24 protein-coding genes are annotated in these 22,620 nt (G+C 34.9%); 17 read left to right on the top strand and 7 right to left on the bottom strand.

Features of this window, described 5'->3' with window-relative positions; translation table 11 throughout:
- Positions 1-278: 278 nt before the first annotated feature.
- Positions 279-1,292, top strand: coding sequence for a WxL protein peptidoglycan domain-containing protein (locus tag GVV10_RS09010; RefSeq protein ID WP_159521876.1), 1,014 nt, complete (start codon positions 279-281; stop codon positions 1,290-1,292).
- Between the two features lie 14 nt (positions 1,293-1,306).
- Here the strand turns inward: GVV10_RS09010 and GVV10_RS09005 are convergent, their stop codons facing one another.
- A complete protein-coding gene (locus tag GVV10_RS09005) occupies positions 1,307-1,990 on the bottom strand; it encodes a pseudouridine synthase (RefSeq protein WP_159521874.1) in 684 nt (227 codons plus the stop codon).
- Positions 1,991-2,144: 154 nt separating this feature from the next.
- Here GVV10_RS09005 and GVV10_RS09000 point away from each other — a divergent pair, with 154 nt between their 5' ends.
- From GVV10_RS09000 to GVV10_RS08930, 15 genes are all read left to right on the top strand, one after another.
- Positions 2,145-3,758 (top strand): peptide ABC transporter substrate-binding protein, encoded by a 1,614-nt coding sequence (locus GVV10_RS09000; RefSeq protein WP_159521872.1) that lies wholly within the window; start codon positions 2,145-2,147, stop codon positions 3,756-3,758.
- A gap of 59 nt (positions 3,759-3,817) precedes the next feature.
- On the top strand, positions 3,818-4,765 hold the full coding sequence (locus GVV10_RS08995) for an ABC transporter permease (protein ID WP_159521870.1): 948 nt from the start codon (positions 3,818-3,820) through the stop codon (positions 4,763-4,765).
- 2 nt (positions 4,766-4,767) lie between these two features.
- A complete protein-coding gene (opp3C, locus tag GVV10_RS08990) occupies positions 4,768-5,775 on the top strand; it encodes an oligopeptide ABC transporter permease (RefSeq protein WP_159521868.1) in 1,008 nt (335 codons plus the stop codon).
- 9 nt (positions 5,776-5,784) lie between these two features.
- Positions 5,785-6,855 carry an ABC transporter ATP-binding protein gene (locus GVV10_RS08985; protein ID WP_159521865.1) on the top strand — a complete coding sequence of 357 codons (1,071 nt, stop codon included), beginning with the start codon at positions 5,785-5,787 and terminating at the stop codon, positions 6,853-6,855.
- A complete protein-coding gene (locus tag GVV10_RS08980) occupies positions 6,852-7,778 on the top strand; it encodes an ABC transporter ATP-binding protein (protein WP_159521863.1) in 927 nt (308 codons plus the stop codon). Before GVV10_RS08985 ends, GVV10_RS08980 begins: the two co-directional genes overlap by 4 nt.
- 44 nt (positions 7,779-7,822) lie before the next feature.
- Positions 7,823-8,179, top strand: coding sequence for a DUF2200 family protein (locus tag GVV10_RS08975; protein WP_159521861.1), 357 nt, complete (start codon positions 7,823-7,825; stop codon positions 8,177-8,179).
- Positions 8,176-9,060 (top strand): Gfo/Idh/MocA family protein, encoded by an 885-nt coding sequence (locus GVV10_RS08970; RefSeq protein ID WP_159521859.1) that lies wholly within the window; start codon positions 8,176-8,178, stop codon positions 9,058-9,060. The genes GVV10_RS08975 and GVV10_RS08970 overlap by 4 nt, the downstream gene beginning before the upstream one ends.
- A 142-nt stretch (positions 9,061-9,202) precedes the next feature.
- Positions 9,203-9,640, top strand: a complete 438-nt coding sequence (locus tag GVV10_RS08965) for a helix-turn-helix transcriptional regulator (protein ID WP_159521857.1) — start codon at positions 9,203-9,205, stop codon at positions 9,638-9,640.
- Between the two features lie 2 nt (positions 9,641-9,642).
- Positions 9,643-9,990: a hypothetical protein gene (locus tag GVV10_RS08960; RefSeq protein ID WP_159521855.1), complete on the top strand. Its 348-nt coding sequence runs from the start codon at positions 9,643-9,645 to the stop codon at positions 9,988-9,990.
- A 22-nt stretch (positions 9,991-10,012) separates the two neighbouring features.
- Entirely contained in the window at positions 10,013-10,720 is a 708-nt protein-coding gene (locus tag GVV10_RS08955) for a DUF1361 domain-containing protein (protein WP_159521853.1), read from the top strand.
- 211 nt (positions 10,721-10,931) lie between these two features.
- Positions 10,932-12,197 (top strand): PTS sugar transporter subunit IIC, encoded by a 1,266-nt coding sequence (locus tag GVV10_RS08950; protein WP_159521851.1) that lies wholly within the window; start codon positions 10,932-10,934, stop codon positions 12,195-12,197.
- Positions 12,198-12,272: 75 nt separating this feature from the next.
- Positions 12,273-12,452, top strand: a complete 180-nt coding sequence (locus GVV10_RS08945; RefSeq protein ID WP_159521849.1) for a hypothetical protein — start codon at positions 12,273-12,275, stop codon at positions 12,450-12,452.
- Between the two features lie 188 nt (positions 12,453-12,640).
- Positions 12,641-14,026 carry a DEAD/DEAH box helicase gene (locus GVV10_RS08940; RefSeq protein WP_159521847.1) on the top strand — a complete coding sequence of 462 codons (1,386 nt, stop codon included), beginning with the start codon at positions 12,641-12,643 and terminating at the stop codon, positions 14,024-14,026.
- A gap of 8 nt (positions 14,027-14,034) precedes the next feature.
- Positions 14,035-15,207, top strand: coding sequence for an aminoacetone oxidase family FAD-binding enzyme (locus GVV10_RS08935; RefSeq protein WP_236261890.1), 1,173 nt, complete (start codon positions 14,035-14,037; stop codon positions 15,205-15,207).
- Between the two features lie 73 nt (positions 15,208-15,280).
- Positions 15,281-16,171, top strand: a complete 891-nt coding sequence (locus GVV10_RS08930; protein WP_159521845.1) for an alpha/beta hydrolase — start codon at positions 15,281-15,283, stop codon at positions 16,169-16,171.
- Positions 16,172-16,212: 41 nt separating this feature from the next.
- On the opposite strand, the gene GVV10_RS08925 is transcribed toward GVV10_RS08930, so the two are convergent.
- The 4 genes from GVV10_RS08925 to GVV10_RS08910 all read right to left on the bottom strand — a co-directional run bounded on the left by GVV10_RS08925 (position 16,213) and on the right by GVV10_RS08910 (position 20,007).
- Positions 16,213-17,316: a TlpA family protein disulfide reductase gene (locus GVV10_RS08925; protein ID WP_159521843.1), complete on the bottom strand. Its 1,104-nt coding sequence runs from the start codon at positions 17,314-17,316 to the stop codon at positions 16,213-16,215.
- Positions 17,309-17,569 carry a hypothetical protein gene (locus tag GVV10_RS08920; RefSeq protein ID WP_159521841.1) on the bottom strand — a complete coding sequence of 87 codons (261 nt, stop codon included), beginning with the start codon at positions 17,567-17,569 and terminating at the stop codon, positions 17,309-17,311. The genes GVV10_RS08925 and GVV10_RS08920 overlap by 8 nt, the downstream gene beginning before the upstream one ends.
- Positions 17,566-18,636 (bottom strand): cysteine desulfurase family protein, encoded by a 1,071-nt coding sequence (locus tag GVV10_RS08915; protein WP_159521839.1) that lies wholly within the window; start codon positions 18,634-18,636, stop codon positions 17,566-17,568. Before GVV10_RS08915 ends, GVV10_RS08920 begins: the two co-directional genes overlap by 4 nt.
- Positions 18,637-18,759: 123 nt before the next feature.
- Positions 18,760-20,007 carry a competence/damage-inducible protein A gene (locus tag GVV10_RS08910; protein WP_159521837.1) on the bottom strand — a complete coding sequence of 416 codons (1,248 nt, stop codon included), beginning with the start codon at positions 20,005-20,007 and terminating at the stop codon, positions 18,760-18,762.
- A 135-nt stretch (positions 20,008-20,142) separates the two neighbouring features.
- Between GVV10_RS08910 and GVV10_RS08905 the strand changes: the two genes are divergently transcribed.
- Positions 20,143-20,580, top strand: a complete 438-nt coding sequence (locus GVV10_RS08905) for a hypothetical protein (protein ID WP_159521835.1) — start codon at positions 20,143-20,145, stop codon at positions 20,578-20,580.
- Between the two features lie 29 nt (positions 20,581-20,609).
- On the opposite strand, the gene GVV10_RS08900 is transcribed toward GVV10_RS08905, so the two are convergent.
- Both GVV10_RS08900 and GVV10_RS08895 read right to left on the bottom strand, forming a co-directional pair.
- Positions 20,610-20,864 carry a DUF1294 domain-containing protein gene (locus GVV10_RS08900; protein ID WP_268892255.1) on the bottom strand — a complete coding sequence of 85 codons (255 nt, stop codon included), beginning with the start codon at positions 20,862-20,864 and terminating at the stop codon, positions 20,610-20,612.
- A 134-nt stretch (positions 20,865-20,998) separates the two neighbouring features.
- A complete protein-coding gene (locus GVV10_RS08895) occupies positions 20,999-22,300 on the bottom strand; it encodes a hypothetical protein (protein ID WP_159521831.1) in 1,302 nt (433 codons plus the stop codon).
- Positions 22,301-22,620 lie beyond the last annotated feature (320 nt).

Raw genomic sequence — 22,620 nt, 5'->3', positions numbered from 1 at the left:
GATATTCATGAAGATTGGCAATCGAGTTCAAGACAGTATATTAGTTTTACTGAATCAACAAAAAAGTGGATTGGTTAGATCCACTTGCTGACATAATGAATTTTACACAAGATTATGGACTTGACTACCCTCCCACTCACTTAACCTTATTTTATCATAATTTAAGAATAAATGTGTGGAAGCGCTATCCTGTAGTGCATTGATGACAATCAAATGCTAGTTAACAACATTCAAAGCACTGAAAATCATAGCTTGGTTATACTGTTATATAAGTAAAGATGGAAATGGAGTGGATGGAAATGAAGTTGGGCGCATCATTGTTATTATTGACATCTCTAGTTTTTCCTATTTCCTCATTCAATGACTTACAAACGGATCTTGAACTAAAGGCGAATGACCATCCAAATCAAGTAGGTGAAGATCTCGATTATCTCCATTTAAATAATTATAATTTAGAGAATCATTCAATTACATTTGAAGTAAAAAATCGTTCAGATAAAAAGATTGCTTTTTATGCGAAAGTTAGTGTTGCGAAAACAAATCGATTTGGGAAAATAGTCTATGATAATGCTAAAGCAACTTTTCCGAGCAATAACTTAAAGTATAATGTTGAAAAAAATTTAAAAATAATTGAACCGTATCAAGAAATACCGGCCCATGGATCTGTTCAGGTTGAAGTAAAGGTCAGTGAATCGGTCAAGGATCTCGAAGGGATTGCAATGGGATCATTTTCAATCTATCAAGTTGAACCACAGAGTACTCATCGTCGCTTAGATAAGACAAAAATGGAGCGATTGCCGTTTGTATTAACAACACGATTAGATGATAAGTTGGAAACCAGTGATGCTTTGGTGGTTGAGAATTTGATACATGATGTTGCCTATGGAAACATGGTCTTACGGTATGAGTTAAATAATATGGAGGCAAAACTTTTAAATAATTTAAATTATAAAATCACCTGGAAAAACCTACAAAATGACGAAGTGAAGGAGTTCAAACGTAAACATCAACAGGTTGCACCCAATGGTGGCATTCATCAGTATGTTAATCTTGGAAATGATCATCTTGATGCTGGAAATTATGGTGTCTCTATTTATATCTATGGTGATGAGATGTCATGGGAACATTATGAAGAGGTGTCAGTGAGCATGGATGAATCTTTAAGGTTAAATCAAGAAATAAAAAAAATGCCAAAACTCAACAAAGGAACACTTTATCTTGCAGGGATGGTTTTTGCTTTTAGCTTGTTCCAGTATATTCGAATTACATTAAAACATAAAAAACGAGCATAAGGTCTGCTCGTTTTTTAAAATAAATCAATTTCTTCTTGTGTAAGTGAACGATATTGGCCTGTGTCTAACTGAGAATCTAGTCGTAAGGGACCAATCTGAATCCGTTTAAGGTAAAGAACTTCATTTTCACAATAGTGCATCATTCGTTTAACTTGATGGTACTTGCCTTCAGATATAGTGAGATGAAGGCTTGTATCAGTCAGTACTTCAACAAAAGCTGGTTTGATGGGGCCATCATCAAGAACAATTCCCTGTTCTAATTCTTTAATGTATTTTTGGTCAAAGGGTGATTCAAGTTCTACATAGTAGACCTTTTTAACATCCTTTTTTCCGTGGGCGATTTTATGGGAAAATTGTCCGTCATTGGTAATTAACAGTAAACCTTCCGTATCTGCATCCAGTCGTCCCACCATTATCAAATCATCTCGATAATCGTCGATTAAACTAAGGACAGAAGGATACAAGCTGTCATCATGCGATGAAATGGTATCCTTTGGTTTATTCATCATATAATAAATGTCTTTTTTGTACTTAATTTCTTGACCATCTACAAAGACGACATCTTTATCTAAATCAATAATCTTGGCTGAGTTTTTAACAAGCTCATCATTGATGAAGACTCTTTTTTGCTTAACAATTTCTTTAACTTCTTTTCGGCTACCAAAATTATTGTGGGCTAAAAACTTATCTAATCTCATACGTAACTCCTTTTTATTATGCTATCAATATATCATAAAAAATTAATAATTTAAATTTTTAATAAAAAGTCTTGACTTTCATGTAAACATCTTTCATAATGGATGAAACAACTTACAGAGAATGTAAAGTGTTTCATAGAAAAGAGGGTAGAGTATGAGAAAGTTAAGTAAAGTATTTGTTCTTCTTTTATTATCACTTGCTTTAGTAGCATGTTCTGGTAAAGGAAAAGATGAAGGTGCAAAGGGGAAAATTGTAACTTTTGCAAAAGAGAATGATATTGTTTCGATGGATAGTCGTTATGCAACTGATGGAATGTCTTTTGAAATCATTGCAGCAACAACTGAAGGACTCATGACCGTGGATAAAGATGGTAATGTGATTCCTGCGCTTGCTGAATCGCACACGATTAGTGATGATAAATTGACATGGACCTTTAAGTTAAGAGATGCACAGTGGGCAAATGGCGAAAAGGTAACAGCCCATGACTTTGTTTATGCTTGGCAAGAAGCTAACACAAATCCTGATGCAATTTATAACTATCTGTTCACCGATGATGGTGCAAGTGTTGTGAATGCAGCAGAGGTCCAAGATGGAAGTAAGGATAAAAAAGAATTGGGTGCAATCGCACTTGATGAGACAACTCTAGAAGTTAAATTAACAAAACCAGTTAGTTTCTTTGATAGCTTAATGTCATTTCCTGTATTCTTCCCATTGAATGAGAAATTTATGAATGAAACAGGCGACCAATTTGGTTTAACACCTGAAAATACACTGGCAAATGGACCATTCAAACTTGTGACATGGGAAAAAGGCTCTAAAGTTTCATTGGTTAAGAATGATACATATTGGGATAAAGATAATGTAAAGGTTGATGGTCTTGATTTCAATATTATTGCTGAAGCAAGTACGGCGGTTTTGGACTTTGAAAGTGGTTCAACTAATTTTGTTAAATTAAACTCTGACTTAATTGACAAATATAAAGATAGCGAAGAGTTCACAAGCGTATTGGAAGGGTACTTATGGTACTTCATGTATAACCTTGATAACGAATTCTTAGCCAACGCCAACATTCGTCAGGCCTTGTCATTATCAATTGATCGTGCACAACTTGCCGATAATGTTTTAAAAGATGGGTCCATTGCGACTGAAGGCTTTGTTCCTGTGGGATTAGCAACAGGTCCTGATGGTAAAGACTATCGTGACAGTGCAGATGCACATATTAAAACAGATAAAGAAGAAGCGAAGAACTTATGGACTCAAGGTAAAAAAGACTTGGGTGTTGAAAATATTAAAATTCGTTTACTATTTGAAGGAAGTGATCCAGCTAAACCAGCTGCTGAATTTATTCTTTCTGAATTAACATCGAATCTTGAAGGTCTAGAACTTGAAATGGTTTCAGTACCGAAAGAAAACAGATTAGAAATGCAAAAACAAAAAGACTTTGATATCTCCTTGACACGTTGGGGTCCTGATTATGCTGATCCTACAACATATTTAAGTCTATTAACAGAAAACAGTCCATATAACTATGGAAAATATAACAGTGCAGCTTATAACGATGTATATGGAAAGGTTGCGACTACGTTTGATCTTGATGCGCGTTGGGATTTATTAAAACAAGCAGAAAAGATTGCAATGGATGACATGGCTGTTACGCCAATATTCCAAGTCGGTGGAGCAAGTCTCATTAGCAAAAATGTTACAGGACTAGAAACTCATGCCGTTGGAGTTCCATTCATTTACAAAAACGTAACGTTTACGGAGTAGATTATTTAAACAGCACAGTATGATAGCCTGTGCTGTTTTTAATAGAAAAGTGGGGTAGTATGGATAAAAACACAATCAAATATATCGTTAAACGGCTTGCTATAGCTGTTGTAACATTACTAATAATTATTAGTGTCCTGTTCTTTATGTTGAAACTCATGCCGGGTTCACCCTTTAATAGTGAGAAACTAAGCCCTGAGCAGATGGCACTTGTTTATCAAAAATATGGATTGGACAAACCAATTCCAATTCAATTATTTCATTATTTAAAAAATATGATGAGTGGTGATTTTGGGACGTCATTTTCCGTTGCACGGAATGTTTCAGTTGCGGATTTAGTGCTCCCTAGAGCACAAATTTCATTTACAATTGGAATTATGTCAGTCATCTTTGGAACTGTCATCGGGATTGCTTTAGGAGTCTTTGCAGCCTTACGACACAATACGATTTGGGATAATATTGCAACAATTATTTCTGTTTTAGGGGTTTCAATCCCATCGTTTGTGTTCGCCCTGATGCTTCTCATCTTATTGGGGGTAAAAATACCGATTTTCCCGGTTATTTATAACAGCAATAAGCCTTTCATTTCCTCGATTTTACCGATGTTAGCTCTATCTGTTGGCGTGATTGCTAATGTGGCTCGTTTTACACGAAGTGAAATGATAGAGGTCATGGGAAGTGATTATGTTTTATTGGCAGAAGCAAAGGGTCTTGATCGAAAAACCTTAATTTTCAATCATGGTTTAAGAAATACCCTGATTCCAGTCATCACTATTTTAGCTCCAATTACTGTTTCTTTGCTAACTGGAAGTATGGTCATTGAGCAAATTAGTGGTATTCCTGGATTGGGTACTTTGTTGGTTAAAGCTATAGAGGTCAATGATTACAATGTTATTATGGCTGTCGCATTTATGTATAGCTTACTTTATATTTTAATGATGTTAGTGGTTGATATTTCTTATGGCATCATTGATCCAAGAATACGAATTACGAAAGGGGCGAGCTAACAATGGAAAAGATAGAATTTTTAGAGAATGATTTTCAACTTGCAAGTCAAGACTTTAGTCAAGAAGATGCGAGCCATTTAGCAGCAAACTCTTTTTGGAAGGATGCTTGGAAGCGATTTACAGATAACAAAGGAGCCGTTGTAGCGTTATGGGTAATTGTTATAATTATTGCTATTGCTATCATTGCACCGATGTTAAGTTCTTATAAGTATGACGAAGTCTTTACCAATAAACAAAGTTTGCCGCCACGTATCCCAGGATTAGAAAAAATTGGAATTTTTACAGGGATAAGTAATGGTGTGAATAAATATGAAAGTTTAAATATCTTGAATGAGTATCACTATTTCGGAACAGATGTTTTGGGACGGGATTTGTGGGTCAGAGTTTGGAGTGGAACACAAATTTCCTTGCAAATTGCCTTCATTGCTGTCTTAATTGATATTTGTTTTGGAATGGTATATGGACTGATCTCTGGATACTTTGGTGGTAAGGTTGATACCATTATGCAACGTTTTGTAGAAATTGTTAACAGTATTCCAAGTTTAGTTATTTTAGTTTTACTCTTGGTTGTCATGAGCCCTTCACTTACAACCATTATCATTGCATTGATGTTAACAGGTTGGATTGGTATGAGTCGAGTAACGCGAGCTCAGGTCTTAAAAGTCAAAGAACAGGAATTTATCTTAGCATCAAAAACCTTAGGTTCAAGTCATTTATACATCATATTTAAAGATATTTTACCAAATATTTTTGGTCAAATTATCATTATGTCCATGTTTTCAATTCCTAGTGCTATTTTTTATGAAGCGTTTTTAGCTTTTGTTGGTCTAGGGTTACCTGTACCAATGGCAAGCCTTGGTACATTAATCAATACAGGATTTAAGTCAATCTTGGTGTCGCCATTTATGACAATTATTCCTGTTGTTGTGCTTGCGATATTAATGTTAAGTTTTAACTTATTAGCTGATGGATTAAGGGATGCATTCGATCCGAAGATGAAAGATATGTAGGTGAATACGATGAAAGAAAATGTCCTTAAAATTAGAGATTTATCCATATCGTTTAAGACTGATTCTGGTATTGTGAATGCCGTACGAGGAATTCGTCTTGATTTGTTTAGAGGGGAAACCTTAGCGATTGTTGGAGAGAGTGGGTCTGGTAAATCAGTCACAACCAAAGCAATCATGGGGATTTTGAGCTCGAATGCTATTTTAAATGAAGGAAGTATTGTCTATTCGTATAAAGAAAATGAGCTTAGTCATAGTGTAGACTTACTTACCTTATCTTCAAAGGAAATGAGTCAAACAATTCGAGGTCAACGTATTGCGATGGTATTTCAAGATCCAATGACATCACTCAATCCCACAATGTCAATTGGAAAACAAGTTATGGAAGCGATGATTTACCATTATAACTACAATAAAAAAGAAGCATTTGAGAAAGCGGTTGAATTGTTAGAGCGGGTTGGAATTGTCGATGCAGAAAAAAGAATGAAACATTATCCTCATCAACTCTCAGGCGGAATGCGTCAACGCGTTGTAATTGCAATTGCTTTAAGCTGTGAACCAGATATTTTAATTTGTGATGAACCGACAACAGCGCTTGATGTTACGATTCAGGCTAAAATCTTAGAACTCATCAAAGACATTCAAGTTGAACGAAATATCTCGGTTATTTATATTACCCATGATTTGGGTGTTGTTGCGAAAGTAGCGGATTATGTTGCTGTTATGTATGCTGGAAGAATTGTGGAAAAAGGATTAATCAATGAAGTATTCTATAATCCTAAGCACCCTTATACATGGGGACTCTTGTTGGCGATGCCAGATTTAGACACAACATCAGAGATGCTGTATGCAATTCCGGGTACTCCTCCAAGTACTACCCAAGGGATTGTTGGCGATGCATTTGCTCCGCGAAATCGCTACGCCTTAAATATTGACTTTAGAATAGAACCACCCTTGTTTGATGCAGGTGGAAGTCATCGTGTCGCAACCTGGTTGATGGATGAAAGAGCACCTAAAATAGAAATGCCTAAAGAACTTTCTCAAAGAATTGACAAAATGAAAAAGGAGGCTGGACTGGTATGATGCAAAAGAATGCAATATTAGAAGTAAAAGAATTAAAACAACATTTCAAAGTAAATTCAAAATACACTGTCAAGGCAGTTGATGGCATTAGTTTTAAAATCTATCCTGGTGAAACATACAGTCTTGTTGGTGAGTCTGGCTCTGGTAAATCAACAACCGGCCGGAGTATTATTCGTCTTTATGAACCAAGTTCTGGTGATATTATTTTTAATGGCGAAGAAATTAGTGGGAAATTATCAAAAGAAAACGATAAAATGTTAAGAACAAAAATGCAGATGATCTTTCAAGATCCAATGGCATCACTGAATCCACGTAAAAAAGTTATGGATATTATTGGACAGGGTCTTGATATTCATAAAATGGTTAAAAACGATCAAGAACGGGAACAAAGAGTTTTCGATATATTGAAACTTGTCGGATTATCGCCAGAACATGCGACTCGTTTTCCACATCAGTTTTCAGGGGGACAGCGACAACGTATTGGGATAGCAAGAGCGTTGGTCATGGAACCTGATCTTGTAATTGCCGATGAAGCTATTTCGGCACTTGATGTCTCAATCCAGGCACAAGTTGTGAACTTGATGAAAGAAATACAAAAACAAACGAATGTTGCTTACCTGTTTATCGCTCATGACTTGAGCATGGTAAAGTACATATCAGATCGAATTGGTGTCCTACATCTTGGACACTTGGTAGAAACAGGAACGACTGAAGAAATATTTACAAACCCTATTCATCCGTACACTAAGTCATTGATTAGTGCGATACCACTGCCCAATCCAATGATTGAACGTGATCGACATCCTTTGACTTATGACTATGAACAAAGTGGGTTAGATTATGAAGCGGGAACGTTAACACATATTGAAGGTCAACATTATGTGTTAGGAACCCTTGATGATTTAAAGAGTTGGAATGCATAAGTATTCCAACTTTTTTGTTATACTAAAGGCAAGAGGTGAAAAAAATGAGAAACGAAAAATTATTTGCAATGAAATTTTCAGATATTTATGCAATGTATGTCAATAAGGTAGAACGAAAAAATCAAAGTCAAAGTGATTTGGATAAACTTATTTGCTGGATGAGTGCCTATACACCCGAAGAACTTGAAAGATACAAAGCAGATGACACAACACTTAAAGAATTTTTCAGTTCCAAGCATGATTTAAATGATGAACGATTAAAAGTAAGTGGTGTTATTTGTGGTGTGAGAATTGAAACGATTGAAGATCCTTTAATGAAAGAAATTCGAATCATGGATAAAATTGTAGATGAACTCGCAAATGGTAAAAAGATAGAGAAAATAATGAGGACTCACGTATGAAAATTGGAATCATGGGGTTAGGAAACATTGCTCAAAAAGCATATTTACCTATTTTAAATCAAATGAATGAGATTGATTGGATTTATCATACTCGAAATAAAGAAACGTTAAAGATCTTAAAATCGAAGTATAATTGGGATTGCGCAACCTCTGACTTCAATATCTTTATGAATAGTGGGCTTGATGCAGTAATGATTCATACGCCAACTTCAACACATTATCAGTTGATCAAATTATTTTTAAACCGTGGAATTCATGTTTACGTTGATAAACCTGTGAGTGAATCAATCGAAGAAGTCGAAGAACTTTACGCATTAGCAAAAGAAAAAGGGGTAGTCTTGATGGTTGGTTTTAATCGACGTTATGCTCCGATGTATCAAAAATTAAAAAGTATTCCAGGAAAAAACTTGTTATACTTGCAAAAACATCGTGATAACGTAGTTCAAGACTCAACGTTTGCTCTTTATGACATGATGATTCATATGGTTGACCTTGCTGTTTATTTACTAGATGAAGAAATCGTAGCGTCAATTCCTCATGTTCGTCGTGATAACAATCATCTGATTTATGCTAGCTTAACACTACATACAAAAAATTCAAGTGCTTTTATTAGCATTAATATGCAAGCAGGATCACGAATTGAAACGGTTGAATTGATGAGTGAAGAAGGGCACTATCGAACCGAAAACATGGACAAGTTGACGGTAACGCAAGGGAATGATGTACGCATTGAACAATTTGGGGATTGGACCCCAACCCTTGAAAAAAGAGGCTTCTCACAAATAATTCAAGCTTTCATTTCAAATGTTGAACACCAACAAACTCCAAACCACCTTCAAAGTCATCAATTAGTCGAAACATTGGTAAAGTGCAAAAAATAAATATAAGAAACTCTAAAACAAGCTTATATCACCCCGATATAAGCTTGTTTTAAGTAAATGTTAAGAATAATGGCGCAAATACTAAGGACATTTGATAGAATAGAATCAATGCGAAGGTTACGATTATTCCAGGAGGTAAAGGATGAATAAATTTTCAAAAAATGTCTATGAACTAAGAAAGAAGAGTGGGCTAACCCAAGAAGATTTAGCTGAACGAATGGAAGTGTCACGACAAACTATTTCAAATTGGGAAACCGGTGTTGCGCAACCAACCCTCGATAAAGCAATCGAAATTAGTGAATTGTTTTCTGTATCAATTGATGAGCTAATTGGACAACAGTCTAAAAGCAAAGAACTCCACCCAAGTCGTGTTCTAACAAATTTAATAGGACAAACCGTCACAATTCGTCAAAAAGTCAGCGAAAATAAACCGATTCTATTTGATGAAATTGTTTTAAAAAATTGTTTAGTTAAAGATGTGAGTCCAGTGATGATCAAAGTGATTTTGATGAAGAAAAAAATCAAAGAAGAAAAAATGATTTTTACGAAAGATATTGAATTAATTGAAAAGGAGAATTAGCTATGTTTTGGTTATTTTTAATTGCCGTTTTACTGTTATACCGATTGGATGATTTGATTGAGATTTATAAAATGAGAGATGAATCTTATCGAAAAGAAAAACAGGCAGAGGAAGAATTAGCGCAAGAAGATCGAAATCTTCTAATGAAAGAGTTGAAAGAAAATATTGGAAAAGAATGTCGAGTCTACTTTTCCACAACACTTCAAGCGTCTTTAGGTGGTACAAATATTTTAGCTAAAATTGTTGATTTTGATGGCGAATGGATTGAGTTAAGCACAAAAAAATACAAAAAAAATAAAGTTATCGTGATTAATGCTGAACAGATACTGTCACTTTCTGTGATATTATAAGGATAGCAAGGGGGCTTGTTTTATGAAAGGTGTATCATTAATCGTCGCAGCGGCATTGTTTAATTTATTTGCTTATCTAACAATAAAACTACGACCTAAAATTTATGGAACAAAACTATTTAAACCAATGATTTGGAATATCAAATTGTCCATTGCACCAATCCTTATTCAAGCGGTTGGTTTGTTGACAGCGATCGTTTTTATGATTATTGCTGCGACATTTCAAATCGATTTTATACGATACATCGGGCTTGGTATTGTTGGGGTGACATTAATTGCATGGTTACTCTTCTTACCGAATTCAGCTTATTTAGTTACTGAATTAAATTTGACCCACCGAAACGCTGACGAGGTTGAGGTACCCATTTGGTACGATATTATTTCAGTGCTATCATTATCTTTATCGGGGGTCTTTAACACAATACTTGGAATCATATCCATTCAATTGGTTTATCTAATAACCTTTGATCCCAATAAAATTAACTCGCTCAATCGTCTCATTATGACGACAACAGCCATCATTATTATTGTTTTGGTGTCTATAGGAATGTATTTAGGGAGAGAAATTCGTTTTAATTCGTGGGATATTCTCCATCCCTTTCAATTCATTAAACGTCTTTTTCAACATTTGAAAGTGAAAGAGAATCGGAAAAACATGGTTTTGTTTATTGTTTTTCATTCGATTTTCTTATGGTTAATGTATCTATCCTTTGGGACATCTTTTTATTAAAACTCTAGCAATTAGAGTTTATTTATTTGAGCACATTGATGTTTATTTATTTGAATATGAGGTAAAATTTCAATTAGATGAGGGGGATTTTTAAGCATGTCACACTTTGAAATAATATTTCGCGATGATTGTGTGAAAGCGGTAACTTTATTGACAACTATGTGATATTATGGTAATTTTAAGTTAGCGAAAGCGCTACAAGGAGGATATAATGGATAAATTTGTACAATTTGTCGACGAGAAGCTATCAGGTCCTATGACCAAGTTAGCGAACCAACGTCATTTACTCGCAATTCGTAATGGTATCATTGCTACATTGCCGTTAATTATCGTTGGATCATTTTTCTTAATTGTTGCATTCATCCCATTTCCAGAAACATGGCCACTAGTTGGGGCTATTAAGGAAAACGTGGGTCAAATCTTATTGCCATACCGTTTAACAATGGCGATTATGACTTTATATGCAACATTTGGTATTGGAATGAGCTTGGCTGAATCTTATGAACTTGATGGATTATCAGGTGGTATCTTGGCTACAGCAGCGTTCTTATTAACAATCAACCCAGTTTCGGTTGAAGAAGTTGGATTTACAATCCCAATGGGACCATTGGGTGGGGGAGGAATGTTTGTTGGTATTATCGCAGCAATTATTGCGGTAGAAATTTACCGATTTACAGACCGTTCAAACTTTAAAATTTCAATGCCTGAACAAGTGCCACCATCAGTTGCACGTTCATTTGAAGCATTGGTTCCAACAGCAATTATTATGTTATTCTTTGGATCAATTACATATTGGTTCGGATTTGACTGGCATGGATTTATTGGTGGCATCGTAGCTCCTTTAGTTACAGCTGCTGATACTTTACCAAGTGTCTTATTACTAGTATTCTTGGTAACATTCTTCTGGTCATTTGGTATTCATGGTGTTTCAATTGTTGGTACAATTGCTCGTCCATTATGGTTACAATTAATTGAGAAAAATGGTGCTGATTTAGCAGCAGGACTTCCAATTTCCCATATTGGTGCAGAGCCTATGTTCCAATGGTTCATCTGGATTGGTGGATCAGGAGCAACAATTGGTCTTGCAATTGCAATGGCGTTCTTCTCAAAATCAGCCTATGCTAAGTCATTAGGACGTACATCATTTGCACCAGCTGTCTTTAACATTAACGAACCAATTATCTTTGGTGCTCCAATTGTCTTGAACCCAATCTTAATGATTCCGTTCATGGTTGCACCACTTGTTAATACAACAATTGCATGGTTTGCAATGAGTACAGGTTTAGTTCATAAAGTTGTTTCAACACCACCATGGACACTTCCTGGACCAATCGGAGCATTCTTAGCAACAAACTTCGATCCAAAAGCAATTATCTTGAACGTTTTATTAATTATTATTTCATTCTTGATTTACTACCCATTCTTCAAAGTATATGACAACAAATTACTTGCTGAAGAACAAGGTGAAGTTGCTTAAGTCAACAAGTCAAAAGAGTGTCTTGACTGACACTCTTTTTTTTATGATATAATAGAGAAGAAAGTAGGGAAAGTTATGCTAAAATGGGAAAGACCAAAAAACAACTATACCAAGTTTGGTTGGATTGTTTCATTTGGTTTATTAGTGGGTTATATCTTAGGGATTTTGATTCAAAAAATTCCGTTGGGCTTAGGATTAGGTCTATGTGGCTCAATCATCTATGCAATCTGGAAAGTTAAGTTTAAAAATAAGTAGGTATGAGCTTGATCGTTTCTAACTATTAGTCACGATCTTTTTTATGGTGTGAAGAAAGTCTTTACTTTTAGAGTAGATAGACGTAAACTTGATAAGTTAGGCTAGTTAAATAGCAAGTACAGTAATTCTTTGGTTGATTATTGTGGATGTTCTTTATGCGTAACAAAATCAAACAAAGGAGAGGTTTTATGAAATTTAATGAATTAGGTTTAAATAAAGATCTATTACAAGCAGTCAAGGATCTTGGGTATGTTGAAACAAGTGAAATTCAATCAAAAGCAATTCCACCAATCTTGAATGGAAAAGATGTTTTGGGATTAGCTCAAACAGGAACAGGTAAAACAGCTGCATTTGCCTTACCAACCATTCAAAATTTGATGAAAAATCATAAGAAGGGAAAGCGAAAGATTCGCTCGTTAGTTTTAGCACCAACGCGTGAATTAGCAATTCAAGTGTATGATAGTTTTAAAGCGTACAGTAAATATACGCCATTAAAAACAGCGGTTATTTATGGAGGGGTTGGCCAAGGTGCACAAGTTCGTTCGTTACAACAAGGTGTTGATATTTTGGTAGCAACTCCAGGCCGTCTTTTTGATTTGAAACATCAAGGCTTTGTTAATTTGGGTTCTGTTGAGGTTTTCATACTTGATGAAGCAGATAGAATGTTGGACATGGGCTTTATTAACGATATCAAAAAGACGATCCATTACTTACCTGATGAGAAGCAGAGTCTTTTATTCTCTGCAACAATGCCTAAAGAAATAAATGAAATAGTTGAAGAAATTATGGATGAACCTGTGCATGTTGCGGTCACACCTGTTTCCTCAACGGTTGATAAAATTTCACAAGATGTTTATTTTGTTGACAAAGAAAATAAGATTTCATTGCTGATTGATGTTATAAAAAAAGAAGAATATAAATCATTCTTAATTTTCACAAGAACGAAAAGAAATGCTGATAAGGTTTCTAAGGCTTTAAGTAAGAATGGTATTAAATCGCAAGCTATTCATGGTGATAAGTCTCAAAATGCTCGTCAGCGTGCTTTAAATGAGTTTAAAGCTTATAAAATTCAAACATTGGTAGCAACTGATATTGCTGCACGTGGAATTGATGTTGATGAATTAGACTATGTCATTAATTATGAATTACCAGAAGAAGCGGAAACATATGTTCACCGTATTGGAAGAACTGGAAGAAAAGGACAAGATGGGGCTTCAATTAGCTTTTGTTCGTATTCAGAGATTCCTTTACTCAAAGATATAGAACGACTTATTAAAAAGAAAATCAATGTGATTCATGACCATAACTATCCATTAGAAAACAAAACAGTGCCTAAAAAAGGTCGCGGTAATAAAGCAAGGGGTCAACAATCAACACAAACAACAAATAAACGTAAGCGTCAACCCAACCGTAGTTCTGAAAAAGGACAAGGAAAAAAAGATGGACGAACTGATCGTCAAGGCAATAGAAATAAATCATCAAAAGGGAAACGAAGAAACGATAAGAAAAAACAACTTGGACCTTATGATTGGTCAAATCATAAACCTAAAAAGAAAAATAATCGAAAAAGATAGGTGATATCATGGAAATACTAGTGATTGGTGCTGGGCCATCTGGGATGATGGCCGCAATATCAGCCAAAGAACATCATCCTCACGCCACAGTCAGACTTCTTGATGGTAACGCAAGACTTGGCACTAAAATGAGGTTAAGTGGTGGTGGTCGCTGCAATGTTACAGCCAATGTTAATAATGATGTAATTATTCAAAATATTCCCAAGAATGGAAAGTTTCTTTATAGTAGTTTAGAAAATTTTGGTCCTAAAGAAATAATCGCTTATTTCAATGAAAAAAATTGTCCACTCAAGGAAGAAGACCATCAACGGATGTTTCCAGTTAGCAATCGATCCCATGATATCGTTGATGCAATGCACCGTCATTTAGATGAACTTGGTGTTAACATTCATCTTCAGCGTCGAGTGGAAGCCATAGATTTCACTAATAAACTTGTTAAAACGTCACAAAATACAATGAAATATGATGGGTTAATCATTGCAAGTGGCGGAAAAACATTGCCAGGCTCTGGGTCTGATGGCTCGATGTTTCAGATCATTGAAACCTTAGGTCATACTATTACCAAGTTGACGCCTGCAGAAGTACCCCTTGTGTCGAATGATCAAGTCATTCAAGATAAATCATTACAAGGATTATCATTTAATGATGTTGAAGTATCGATATATCACAAAGCTAAGGTAAAACATACACTGACCCATGATCTATTGTTTACACACTTTGGATTAAGTGGACCGGCAGCTTTACGTTCTAGTTTTTATATATTAAAGATTATGGAAAAGGAAAAACCTGTAAAATTAACCCTTGATTTTATTCCAACGGTTTCGTTTGAGGATTTACACGACATTTTAGAAAAGAATGAGGTCAATGATCTGTATCATCTATTTCAATTACCCAAACGATTGATTGATTATCTTGATGAACAGGCAAATAATAATCACGAATTAGGTCAATGGCTCAAAAAGTTTCCAATAAGTGTTTATGAAACACGTGGATTTTCTCATGCTTTTTTAACAAATGGTGGTGTCCATGTCAAAGAAGTGGATCCTAAAACCATGAAGTCAAAACAAGACACAAGTGTTTCATTTTGCGGTGAAGTATTAGACTTCAATGCCTTTACGGGTGGATATAATATAACTGCTGCTCTTTCAAGTGGCTATACGGCGGGAAAGTATGTCCTTTAAGAACTCCTAGAGAGTTCTTTTTTTATATCCATCTTTAAAAAGCTATGATATGATACTTAAAGAGGTGAAATGAATGGAAAAGGTAAAAATTGGTAATTCATATGCATATTTAGAAATTCATCAACAAACATTAACGTTAGATGAACCCAGACCCGCAGTTATTATTTGCCCTGGTGGTGCATATTTTTATACGTCAAATCGCGAAGCAACTCCTGTAGCAAATGAGTTTTTAGTACGCGGTTATACGGTTTTTGTTCTGCATTATTCAACCATGTCAACAAAACGAATGGTGGAAGATGGTCTTGATTTTGAACAGTCTAAAGAAGATATTGAATCGGTAATTAATCATTCGAGTGAGCAGCCTTCAGAATTTCCCCAACCCTTAATTGAATTGGGGTTAGCAATGAAGTATGTTCATCAACATGCAAAAAAGTACAATGTTGATCCATCACGTATTGTGACCTGTGGTTTTTCAGCTGGTGCGAACTTAATTACGCTTTTAGGATCATATTGGCATCAAGAATGGCTCCAAAGCGCTGTGGAAACAAGTGGTGAAATTCTAAAACCAGCAGCTCAAATCGTCTGCTATGGCTATATGGATTCTATTTCACTCGGTGATTTTGATTCGATTGACCTTGATAATATGGTCGAAGCGATGCATCGTGCAACGTTCAATAAAACAGAGGTTAGTGAAACTGAATTAAAGAAAGTTAGTCCAACATTGTTAGTTGATAGTAAGACTCCAGCAAGCTTTGTATGGCATACGCGAGAAGACGCTTTAATCCCGGTTGAACAATCTCTTAATTTTTGCCTTGCTTTACAAAAACACAATGTACCATGGGAGCTTCATGTTTTTGATAAAGGGGCTCACGGTTTATCTGTTGCGACAAGTGCGAGTGGGGTTGTTAATGACCATGTCCATGAGTGGTTAAATCTATTCAATACCTGGTTTAACACATTATAGGTATAAAAAAAATTCCAAAGTTATGGAATTTTTTTTTGACTTTAAACACCTATCAAAGCAGGTTTGAATAAGAGAATGAGCCCGAAAACAATTAATAAAAGTGACCCGATTCCTTGAATATGTTTGGTAAAGGTGTTGGAAAGTCCCTTAATTTCAAATGTCTTAAGTGCAATGACAAAGATGATTAGATCATCGAGGATAAAAAATAATATGTAAACAAATAAATACAAATTAAAGTGTAAACCTTCAATTCCTTTTTGCGATAAGAGTTCAGTAAACATGAGGGGTATGCCTAATGAGCAGGTTAACTCGATAATATTAACAAAAACGGCTAATACGATGGTGGCTATGAGGGCATATGCAAATGAACTGGATGAAACAATGGTTTGTAATTGTGTGATTATTTTCTGTTTTGTTGGTCCTTGATTGGCTTTGCACCCTTTTTTTGCCGTGTGATTTTTATAAAGAGAGCTCACACCCATTCCGATAAGGATAAAGGACAAGATAGTTTTGATGGACGCCACTTGATCAATTAAAGGTCTGACATTTAACCATGATGCGATGATGAGATAATACATTAAACCACTTGTTAGAATAAATGCTCCACCCAAAATTGCCATTTTCCGTCGATTTTCAACCTGAATGAGAAACGTTAATAAGATGATAAGGACCCACATGGCACAAGGGTTGAATCCATCAATTAATCCTAAAAGTGCAGAGACCACGAATAAGGGACTTGTTTTTGGATTAATCATTCCAAAAAGTTTGTTATCATCACATGGATCATCAAGATTGCATGACTGCTGACTTGAGTTTTTTTGTTGTGCTAGAAATTCATCTTTTTCGATAAAACCTTGATAGGCTTTATTCCCATCAACAAGCAAAGGAACGCTGGGTATATTGAGTTCAAGTATATCAAGTGTTTGGTTAAATTTTGTCCTGTTTTCAGGCAGGTCGATATTGTAATAGTTTACAATGATCGCTTTTTCTTTTTCGAATTCTTTAAGCCACTCTATTTCCTTTTGACAATATTGACAATGGCTTGTGTAATAGAAATCTAAGACATCACTTTCTGCAAAGACAGATTGTGTTAATGGGAACAACAGAATCAACGTTAGCCAGATTATTAGCGTTTTTTTACGCATTGAACCACACTCTAAGTTCTTTCTCAAGTGTGCTTTCTGAAACTTCACCTTCTAAAAGAGAAACGATCGTTCCATGTTCATCAATAATTAAAATACTTGGATAAGTATCAATGAAATTATAGGGTTCAATCGGTTCCATATCAGCATTAATTTCTTCCCATTCAAGCCTTAAATCTTTACAAACTTTGCGTAGTCGTTGGTCCATGATAATGCATGACATACAGCCCATTGACGTTATTTTCACAATTCTCATGCAGAAATTCTCCTTATCTGTTTTATTAAAAGATTAATCTTTTCGTGACAGTGGTTGTCGCTCAGTGAAATACGAATGCTTGTGGTAGCTCTTTTTTTAGATCTATACATTCCATATATGACACGTGAATAAGCTTGTCTTGAACAAGCGCTTTGCGAAGAAACTGAGATACTGTGCCGATTGAGTAAGTTAACTGTTTGTGCTGATTTATGATTTAAAATTGATATATTTAGAATGCTTGGGCATGCATCAATTGGTGAGTTAATAAGAATATTTGAACATGCTTTGAGATTGGCTCTGATGGTTCGATTCATTTTGTTAATGTATTCAATATCTGTTGTTTTACAATCGATTAAACATCGGGCCATATTATCAATAAGTTCGATCGGTGCTGTGCCAGGATTTACAGAAGATCCAAATTGGCTTGGGACAAGCCTTATATTCTTTTTAATTATTAACGCACCGATTCCCTTCATGCTACCAAACTTATGCCCTGAAAATGAAAAAGCATCAATTGATTCTAGATTCAGAGTTATTTTACCAACCGCTTGGGTAATATCGGAATGAAAAATGAGATTAGGATTTATTTGTTTGGCGATTTTCCCAAGAGCATAGATATCCTGTTGAATTCCAAGCTCACTCTCACAAGCACAAATACTTATAAAGAACGTCTGATCATCAATCAGTTTTTTGAATGAATCAAGGCAAATTTTACCATCTTCCCCACTTGGACAAATTCTAATTTCAATGTTTTTGCTTTGAAGATAGGCAATAGGTCCTAAAACAGAACTGTGCTCATAGGCTGAAATAATGATGTTTCCTTGATGACGACGTTGTCCTAAAATCATCATATTGTTGGCGTGAGTTGCACCTTTAGTGAAATGGACAATACGGTCCTGTGTGTTGAAAAAATTAAGGATTTCACCCTCGCACCAGTGTAGGTGTTCTTTTGTTTGAGTGCCATGTTGATGGATTGAATTGGCATTATACAAATGTTGGGCGATTTGATATGTTTCTTTGAATGCTTTCATATTCAAAGGCGCATTTGCTGCATTATCAAAATACATAAAAAACCTCCTTTACTCTATTATGAATATAACACAGAGTAAGAGAGGTTTAAGCAGTCAATGTGTAGATTGAAGTCAAATCCTTGGCGATTTCATTGAATAGTCACGTTGCTTGTTGTAGAGTTATAAATCTTTCACAAGGTCAATCACTGTTTTTAATGCGATAAGGCTGGTTTGATGACGAATTGAATCACGTTCATTTGGACGTCCACGCCCTAACAAGAGCTTTTTTGTTAGCGTTTTATCATGAGTTGTTACACAAAGATAAACAAGCCCAACAGGTTTGTCGCTTGTTCCACCACCAGGACCCGCAATGCCACTCACAGAAATTGCGATATCTGCATCGGATAAAGTACGCACACCAGATGCCATTTCCTTCACAACTTGAGTTGATACTGCGCCGTATTGTTTTAGTGTTTCCTCTTTAACATTTAATAATTTTTGTTTGGCTTCATTCGAGTAACTGGTCACACCGTATGAAAAAATTTGCGATGAACCAGGGATGGATGTAATCATTTCCGCAATCATACCTCCTGTGCAACTTTCAGCTAAAGCAAGTGTTAATTTCATTTGTTTCAAAAGGTTGACAAGAACATGTGCCATATTTTCTTGATCAATACTGTAGACATAATCCTTGAAAATTTGCGATAGATTTTCAATCACGGGATCGATGAGTGCTTGAGCTTCATCTTGTGTTTTTGCTTTTGCTGTGACTCGCAGCATTAAGGTGCCGCCACTTGCATAAGGGGCAATACTTGGGTTGATTGACGCTTTCATTAAGTCCTTAATTTGCATTTCCATATCAGACTCACCAATTCCGTATAGATATAAGTGAGACGATACAATTTTGTCTTCAGATAAATTTTCTAAATAAGGAATAACCTGATCAACAAACATAGCTTTCATTTCATGAGGAACCCCAGGCATTAAAATAATTGTTTTACCTTCAAGTTCTACCATAATTCCAGGAGCGGTCCCACGTTGGTTTTCTAAAACGGTTGCACCCTTTGGTATCATTGCTTGTTTTTGATTGTTGTAGGGCATGGCTTGCTGTTTAAAAGAAAAATACGATTCAATCCGATTCAATGACTCCTGATCCAAAACCAAGTCCAATCCAGCGAGCTTCGCAACAATTTCTTTGGTTAAGTCATCGCTTGTTGGTCCTAAACCGCCAGTACATAAGATGATGTCACTTCGTTTTAGTGATGTTCTAAGAGCTTGTTCTAATCGTTCAGGGTTATCTCCAACCGTTGTTTGATGATAAGAACTAAGGCCCAACTCAGCGAGTTTCAAAGCAATAAACTGGGCGTTGGTATTGACAATATCTCCTAATAATAATTCTGTGCCTATACTAAAGATTTCGACGTTCATAAAATTCTCCTTTGTTATTAGATGTATTATATCATGCCCAAGAGAAAGTTTGATTTTGGTATGAATAAAAGTCAATTGAGTTAAAAAGAGGTCGATGATTGTGATATTATAACTAAGTGAAATAGGGGGTCAATCATGACGAAACTAAAAAGACAAATACTGATAGCGAGTGGTGTTTTAATTGTATTGCTTATTATCCTAGGATTTACATTATTCCCAAACTTATTATCAGGTAATAAAGAAACAAGGTATCAAAAAGAACTGTCCCAAGCAGCTGGTGATTTTTATGAGGACTTTTATTATGATCGTTTGTTCAATGGAAAAAATGAAGCAGATGTGAAGGGATTTCTAGAACGGTTTTCTGAAGCCGGAATTAAAGTTGATCTTGATAATTTAAGTCGTTTTGATGATGGTAAATATGAGAACTTACTTCAAGTGCTTGTTAATCCTAAAACCAAGGAAAGCTGTGATGTTAATAACACAAAAGCGATCATTCATCCCCATGCGCCGTTTGGAAAGAAAGATTATAAAATAGACGTAGAATTAGATTGTGGTTTAGCAACAGTTGAATAAGAAAACAAGAGCTCATCATGAGCTCTTTGTTATGTCAAAATAAAATATCCTGCACCTAAGAAAATAAGCGTAGCTATAAATATTTTAACTTGGAAGGAGCTTTTGCTTGTTTTATGGTTAAAAACAACCGCACCAAAGAGGATCCCAGCAAAGCCTCCAAGTAACGATAAGAGAAAAAAAGTGAATTCAGGGACTCTCGATCGTTTTGTTTTGGCTTTATATTTATCATAATTCATGAGAATAAACGTAAAACTGTTAATGAGTAAAAGATAGATGATCAACATAATAACCCTTTCTACGGTACGATTTTGGTACGATTTATTTAAGAGTAAAAGAAAACCCACTCGAAAGTGGGTGTTAAGTTTAAATGGTGCGGAAGCAGTAGGAATAGTATAGGTTAATTATTATAGAAAATGATCTAAGTCATCGAGAAATATTTAAACAGGGGATAATCATCATAATTTATATTGAAGTTTTTTGATATGGAATAATTTACTATGTTAGTATTTGAAGTTGCAGCTAGCCCTCTTGCGTATATTTGACTATTTGAACATGATGATTCTATTAGTGAAATTACTTCGCTTTCATTTAGATAATCTAATATTGGGATAATATACTTTGAAAATCTTAGATCAGCACAATCAAAATTATAAGAATTAGCATATATCTTAATAAATAACTCATTTAGTTTATGGATTAATCCGCTATTGTGATATAAATCAATTAAAAAACTAGTCCAATTTTCGGGTATAAGTAAAATAGACTTATTATGGTCTTCAATATTAAGGATGAGCTTATCGACATGAGTAGTTAAGTCTTCAGACCTAAAAACTGAAATATACCAATTTTCTTCAGCATCGGATTCCTTATTTATGATTGCAATGTTATCGTTACTAAGTTGCTTATATAATTCGGGAAATAGAATGGAAAAATTCATAGCCATCTGTGAGTGAAGACTTAATTCACCGATTGAACAAAGGGATACTTCGCCTTCCGACAATGCATCAATAAACAAACTGTGGTTATCTTCAATCATAATTCTTAGAAATACACTATTAATCCACTGATTGTCAAGTGCACGTTGGTCATCTGCTTTCATTACCATTTTCCACATATCCTTAAACAAGTTGATTTTAATCTTGTCGCTCATTTTTGAAAAATATTGGCTATTTAAATAGTTTCGATATTCTTTTCGCATTCCTGAATAACTATAAATGTCTCTCAGTCTTTCATTATCTAATAGAATTGTATCTGTTATTTTACTTGCAAAAAGAGGTGGTTTAGATAGGAGCCCATTGACTGATTCAACAATCAGAGCCATGACCATTTGCTTTGATGGATTATGTAATTCATAGTTCGTATCCATAGATGGATGTGCTGACAAATTTCTATACTTTTTTATTGTTGTAATTGCCAAAAAAGTTTGATTATCAATTATTTCCATATCTTTTTCAATCAATGTGATCAAATCATTTTCCCATTTCGACAAATCATAACCACCATTTCTGCTGTGATCAACCTTTTTTAAAATTTCGATTGCTACTTTATCATTATAGAAATCTCTTAAGTCCATCAGTTTATATAATAAATCTGATACTACTGTACTGTATAGCATCACTATAGAAGCGCGATAAATACCGTTTGTATAACAATTCATTACTTCTTTAAAATTCGATTTTGTACGATGATCATAAATGTGTTTTTCAAATTCAATTATCATAGTCAATGTCCTTTTCTATTTTTATACAAAAATGATTAATTCTCATAGTTAAATTGCTCGAACTATGAAAGTCTTGTCCAATTATAAAGCAAAATAAATGAACTAGCCTCATTACTCATGAAAGATATTATAACACGAATATTGATTTAAATTAACAAACTCTTTATATCAAATAAAGAGTTTGTCTGAAAAATAGATAAAGTCCATATAATTGTGTAAAAGTAAAAAAAGCCATAGAGGCTCTGTTATTATGTTAGTACCCAAACAAACATAAGGAGATCTCTATGACACAAATTAATTTTACTTTAGATTCACAACAG

Source organism: Erysipelothrix urinaevulpis, from assembly GCF_009828835.1.
In the GTDB taxonomy this organism is placed as follows: domain Bacteria; phylum Bacillota_I; class Bacilli_A; order Erysipelotrichales; family Erysipelotrichaceae; genus Erysipelothrix; species Erysipelothrix urinaevulpis.
This window is presented reverse-complemented; position numbering and strand designations above follow the sequence as displayed.

What these genes read in the sequence shown, in the direction of transcription:
- GVV10_RS09010 (WP_159521876.1), top strand. Translation starts at nt 279, where the DNA reads ATGGAAATGGAGTGGATGGAAATGAAGTTGGGCGCATCATTGTTATTA.
- GVV10_RS08985 (WP_159521865.1), top strand. Translation starts at nt 5,785, where the DNA reads ATGAAAGAAAATGTCCTTAAAATTAGAGATTTATCCATATCGTTTAAG.
- opp3C (WP_159521868.1), top strand. Translation starts at nt 4,768, where the DNA reads ATGGAAAAGATAGAATTTTTAGAGAATGATTTTCAACTTGCAAGTCAA.
- GVV10_RS08930 (WP_159521845.1), top strand. Translation starts at nt 15,281, where the DNA reads ATGGAAAAGGTAAAAATTGGTAATTCATATGCATATTTAGAAATTCAT.
- GVV10_RS08895 (WP_159521831.1), bottom strand. Translation starts at nt 22,300, where the DNA reads ATGATAATTGAATTTGAAAAACACATTTATGATCATCGTACAAAATCG.
- GVV10_RS08975 (WP_159521861.1), top strand. Translation starts at nt 7,823, where the DNA reads ATGAGAAACGAAAAATTATTTGCAATGAAATTTTCAGATATTTATGCA.
- GVV10_RS08945 (WP_159521849.1), top strand. Translation starts at nt 12,273, where the DNA reads ATGCTAAAATGGGAAAGACCAAAAAACAACTATACCAAGTTTGGTTGG.
- GVV10_RS08915 (WP_159521839.1), bottom strand. Translation starts at nt 18,636, where the DNA reads ATGTATTTTGATAATGCAGCAAATGCGCCTTTGAATATGAAAGCATTC.
- GVV10_RS08900 (WP_268892255.1), bottom strand. Translation starts at nt 20,864, where the DNA reads ATGTTGATCATCTATCTTTTACTCATTAACAGTTTTACGTTTATTCTC.
- GVV10_RS08960 (WP_159521855.1), top strand. Translation starts at nt 9,643, where the DNA reads ATGTTTTGGTTATTTTTAATTGCCGTTTTACTGTTATACCGATTGGAT.
- GVV10_RS08950 (WP_159521851.1), top strand. Translation starts at nt 10,932, where the DNA reads ATGGATAAATTTGTACAATTTGTCGACGAGAAGCTATCAGGTCCTATG.
- GVV10_RS08955 (WP_159521853.1), top strand. Translation starts at nt 10,013, where the DNA reads ATGAAAGGTGTATCATTAATCGTCGCAGCGGCATTGTTTAATTTATTT.
- GVV10_RS08905 (WP_159521835.1), top strand. Translation starts at nt 20,143, where the DNA reads ATGACGAAACTAAAAAGACAAATACTGATAGCGAGTGGTGTTTTAATT.
- GVV10_RS08925 (WP_159521843.1), bottom strand. Translation starts at nt 17,316, where the DNA reads ATGCGTAAAAAAACGCTAATAATCTGGCTAACGTTGATTCTGTTGTTC.
- GVV10_RS08920 (WP_159521841.1), bottom strand. Translation starts at nt 17,569, where the DNA reads ATGAGAATTGTGAAAATAACGTCAATGGGCTGTATGTCATGCATTATC.
- GVV10_RS09000 (WP_159521872.1), top strand. Translation starts at nt 2,145, where the DNA reads ATGAGAAAGTTAAGTAAAGTATTTGTTCTTCTTTTATTATCACTTGCT.
- GVV10_RS08940 (WP_159521847.1), top strand. Translation starts at nt 12,641, where the DNA reads ATGAAATTTAATGAATTAGGTTTAAATAAAGATCTATTACAAGCAGTC.
- GVV10_RS08965 (WP_159521857.1), top strand. Translation starts at nt 9,203, where the DNA reads ATGAATAAATTTTCAAAAAATGTCTATGAACTAAGAAAGAAGAGTGGG.
- GVV10_RS08970 (WP_159521859.1), top strand. Translation starts at nt 8,176, where the DNA reads ATGAAAATTGGAATCATGGGGTTAGGAAACATTGCTCAAAAAGCATAT.
- GVV10_RS08935 (WP_236261890.1), top strand. Translation starts at nt 14,035, where the DNA reads ATGGAAATACTAGTGATTGGTGCTGGGCCATCTGGGATGATGGCCGCA.
- GVV10_RS08910 (WP_159521837.1), bottom strand. Translation starts at nt 20,007, where the DNA reads ATGAACGTCGAAATCTTTAGTATAGGCACAGAATTATTATTAGGAGAT.
- GVV10_RS08995 (WP_159521870.1), top strand. Translation starts at nt 3,818, where the DNA reads ATGGATAAAAACACAATCAAATATATCGTTAAACGGCTTGCTATAGCT.
- GVV10_RS08980 (WP_159521863.1), top strand. Translation starts at nt 6,852, where the DNA reads ATGATGCAAAAGAATGCAATATTAGAAGTAAAAGAATTAAAACAACAT.
- GVV10_RS09005 (WP_159521874.1), bottom strand. Translation starts at nt 1,990, where the DNA reads ATGAGATTAGATAAGTTTTTAGCCCACAATAATTTTGGTAGCCGAAAA.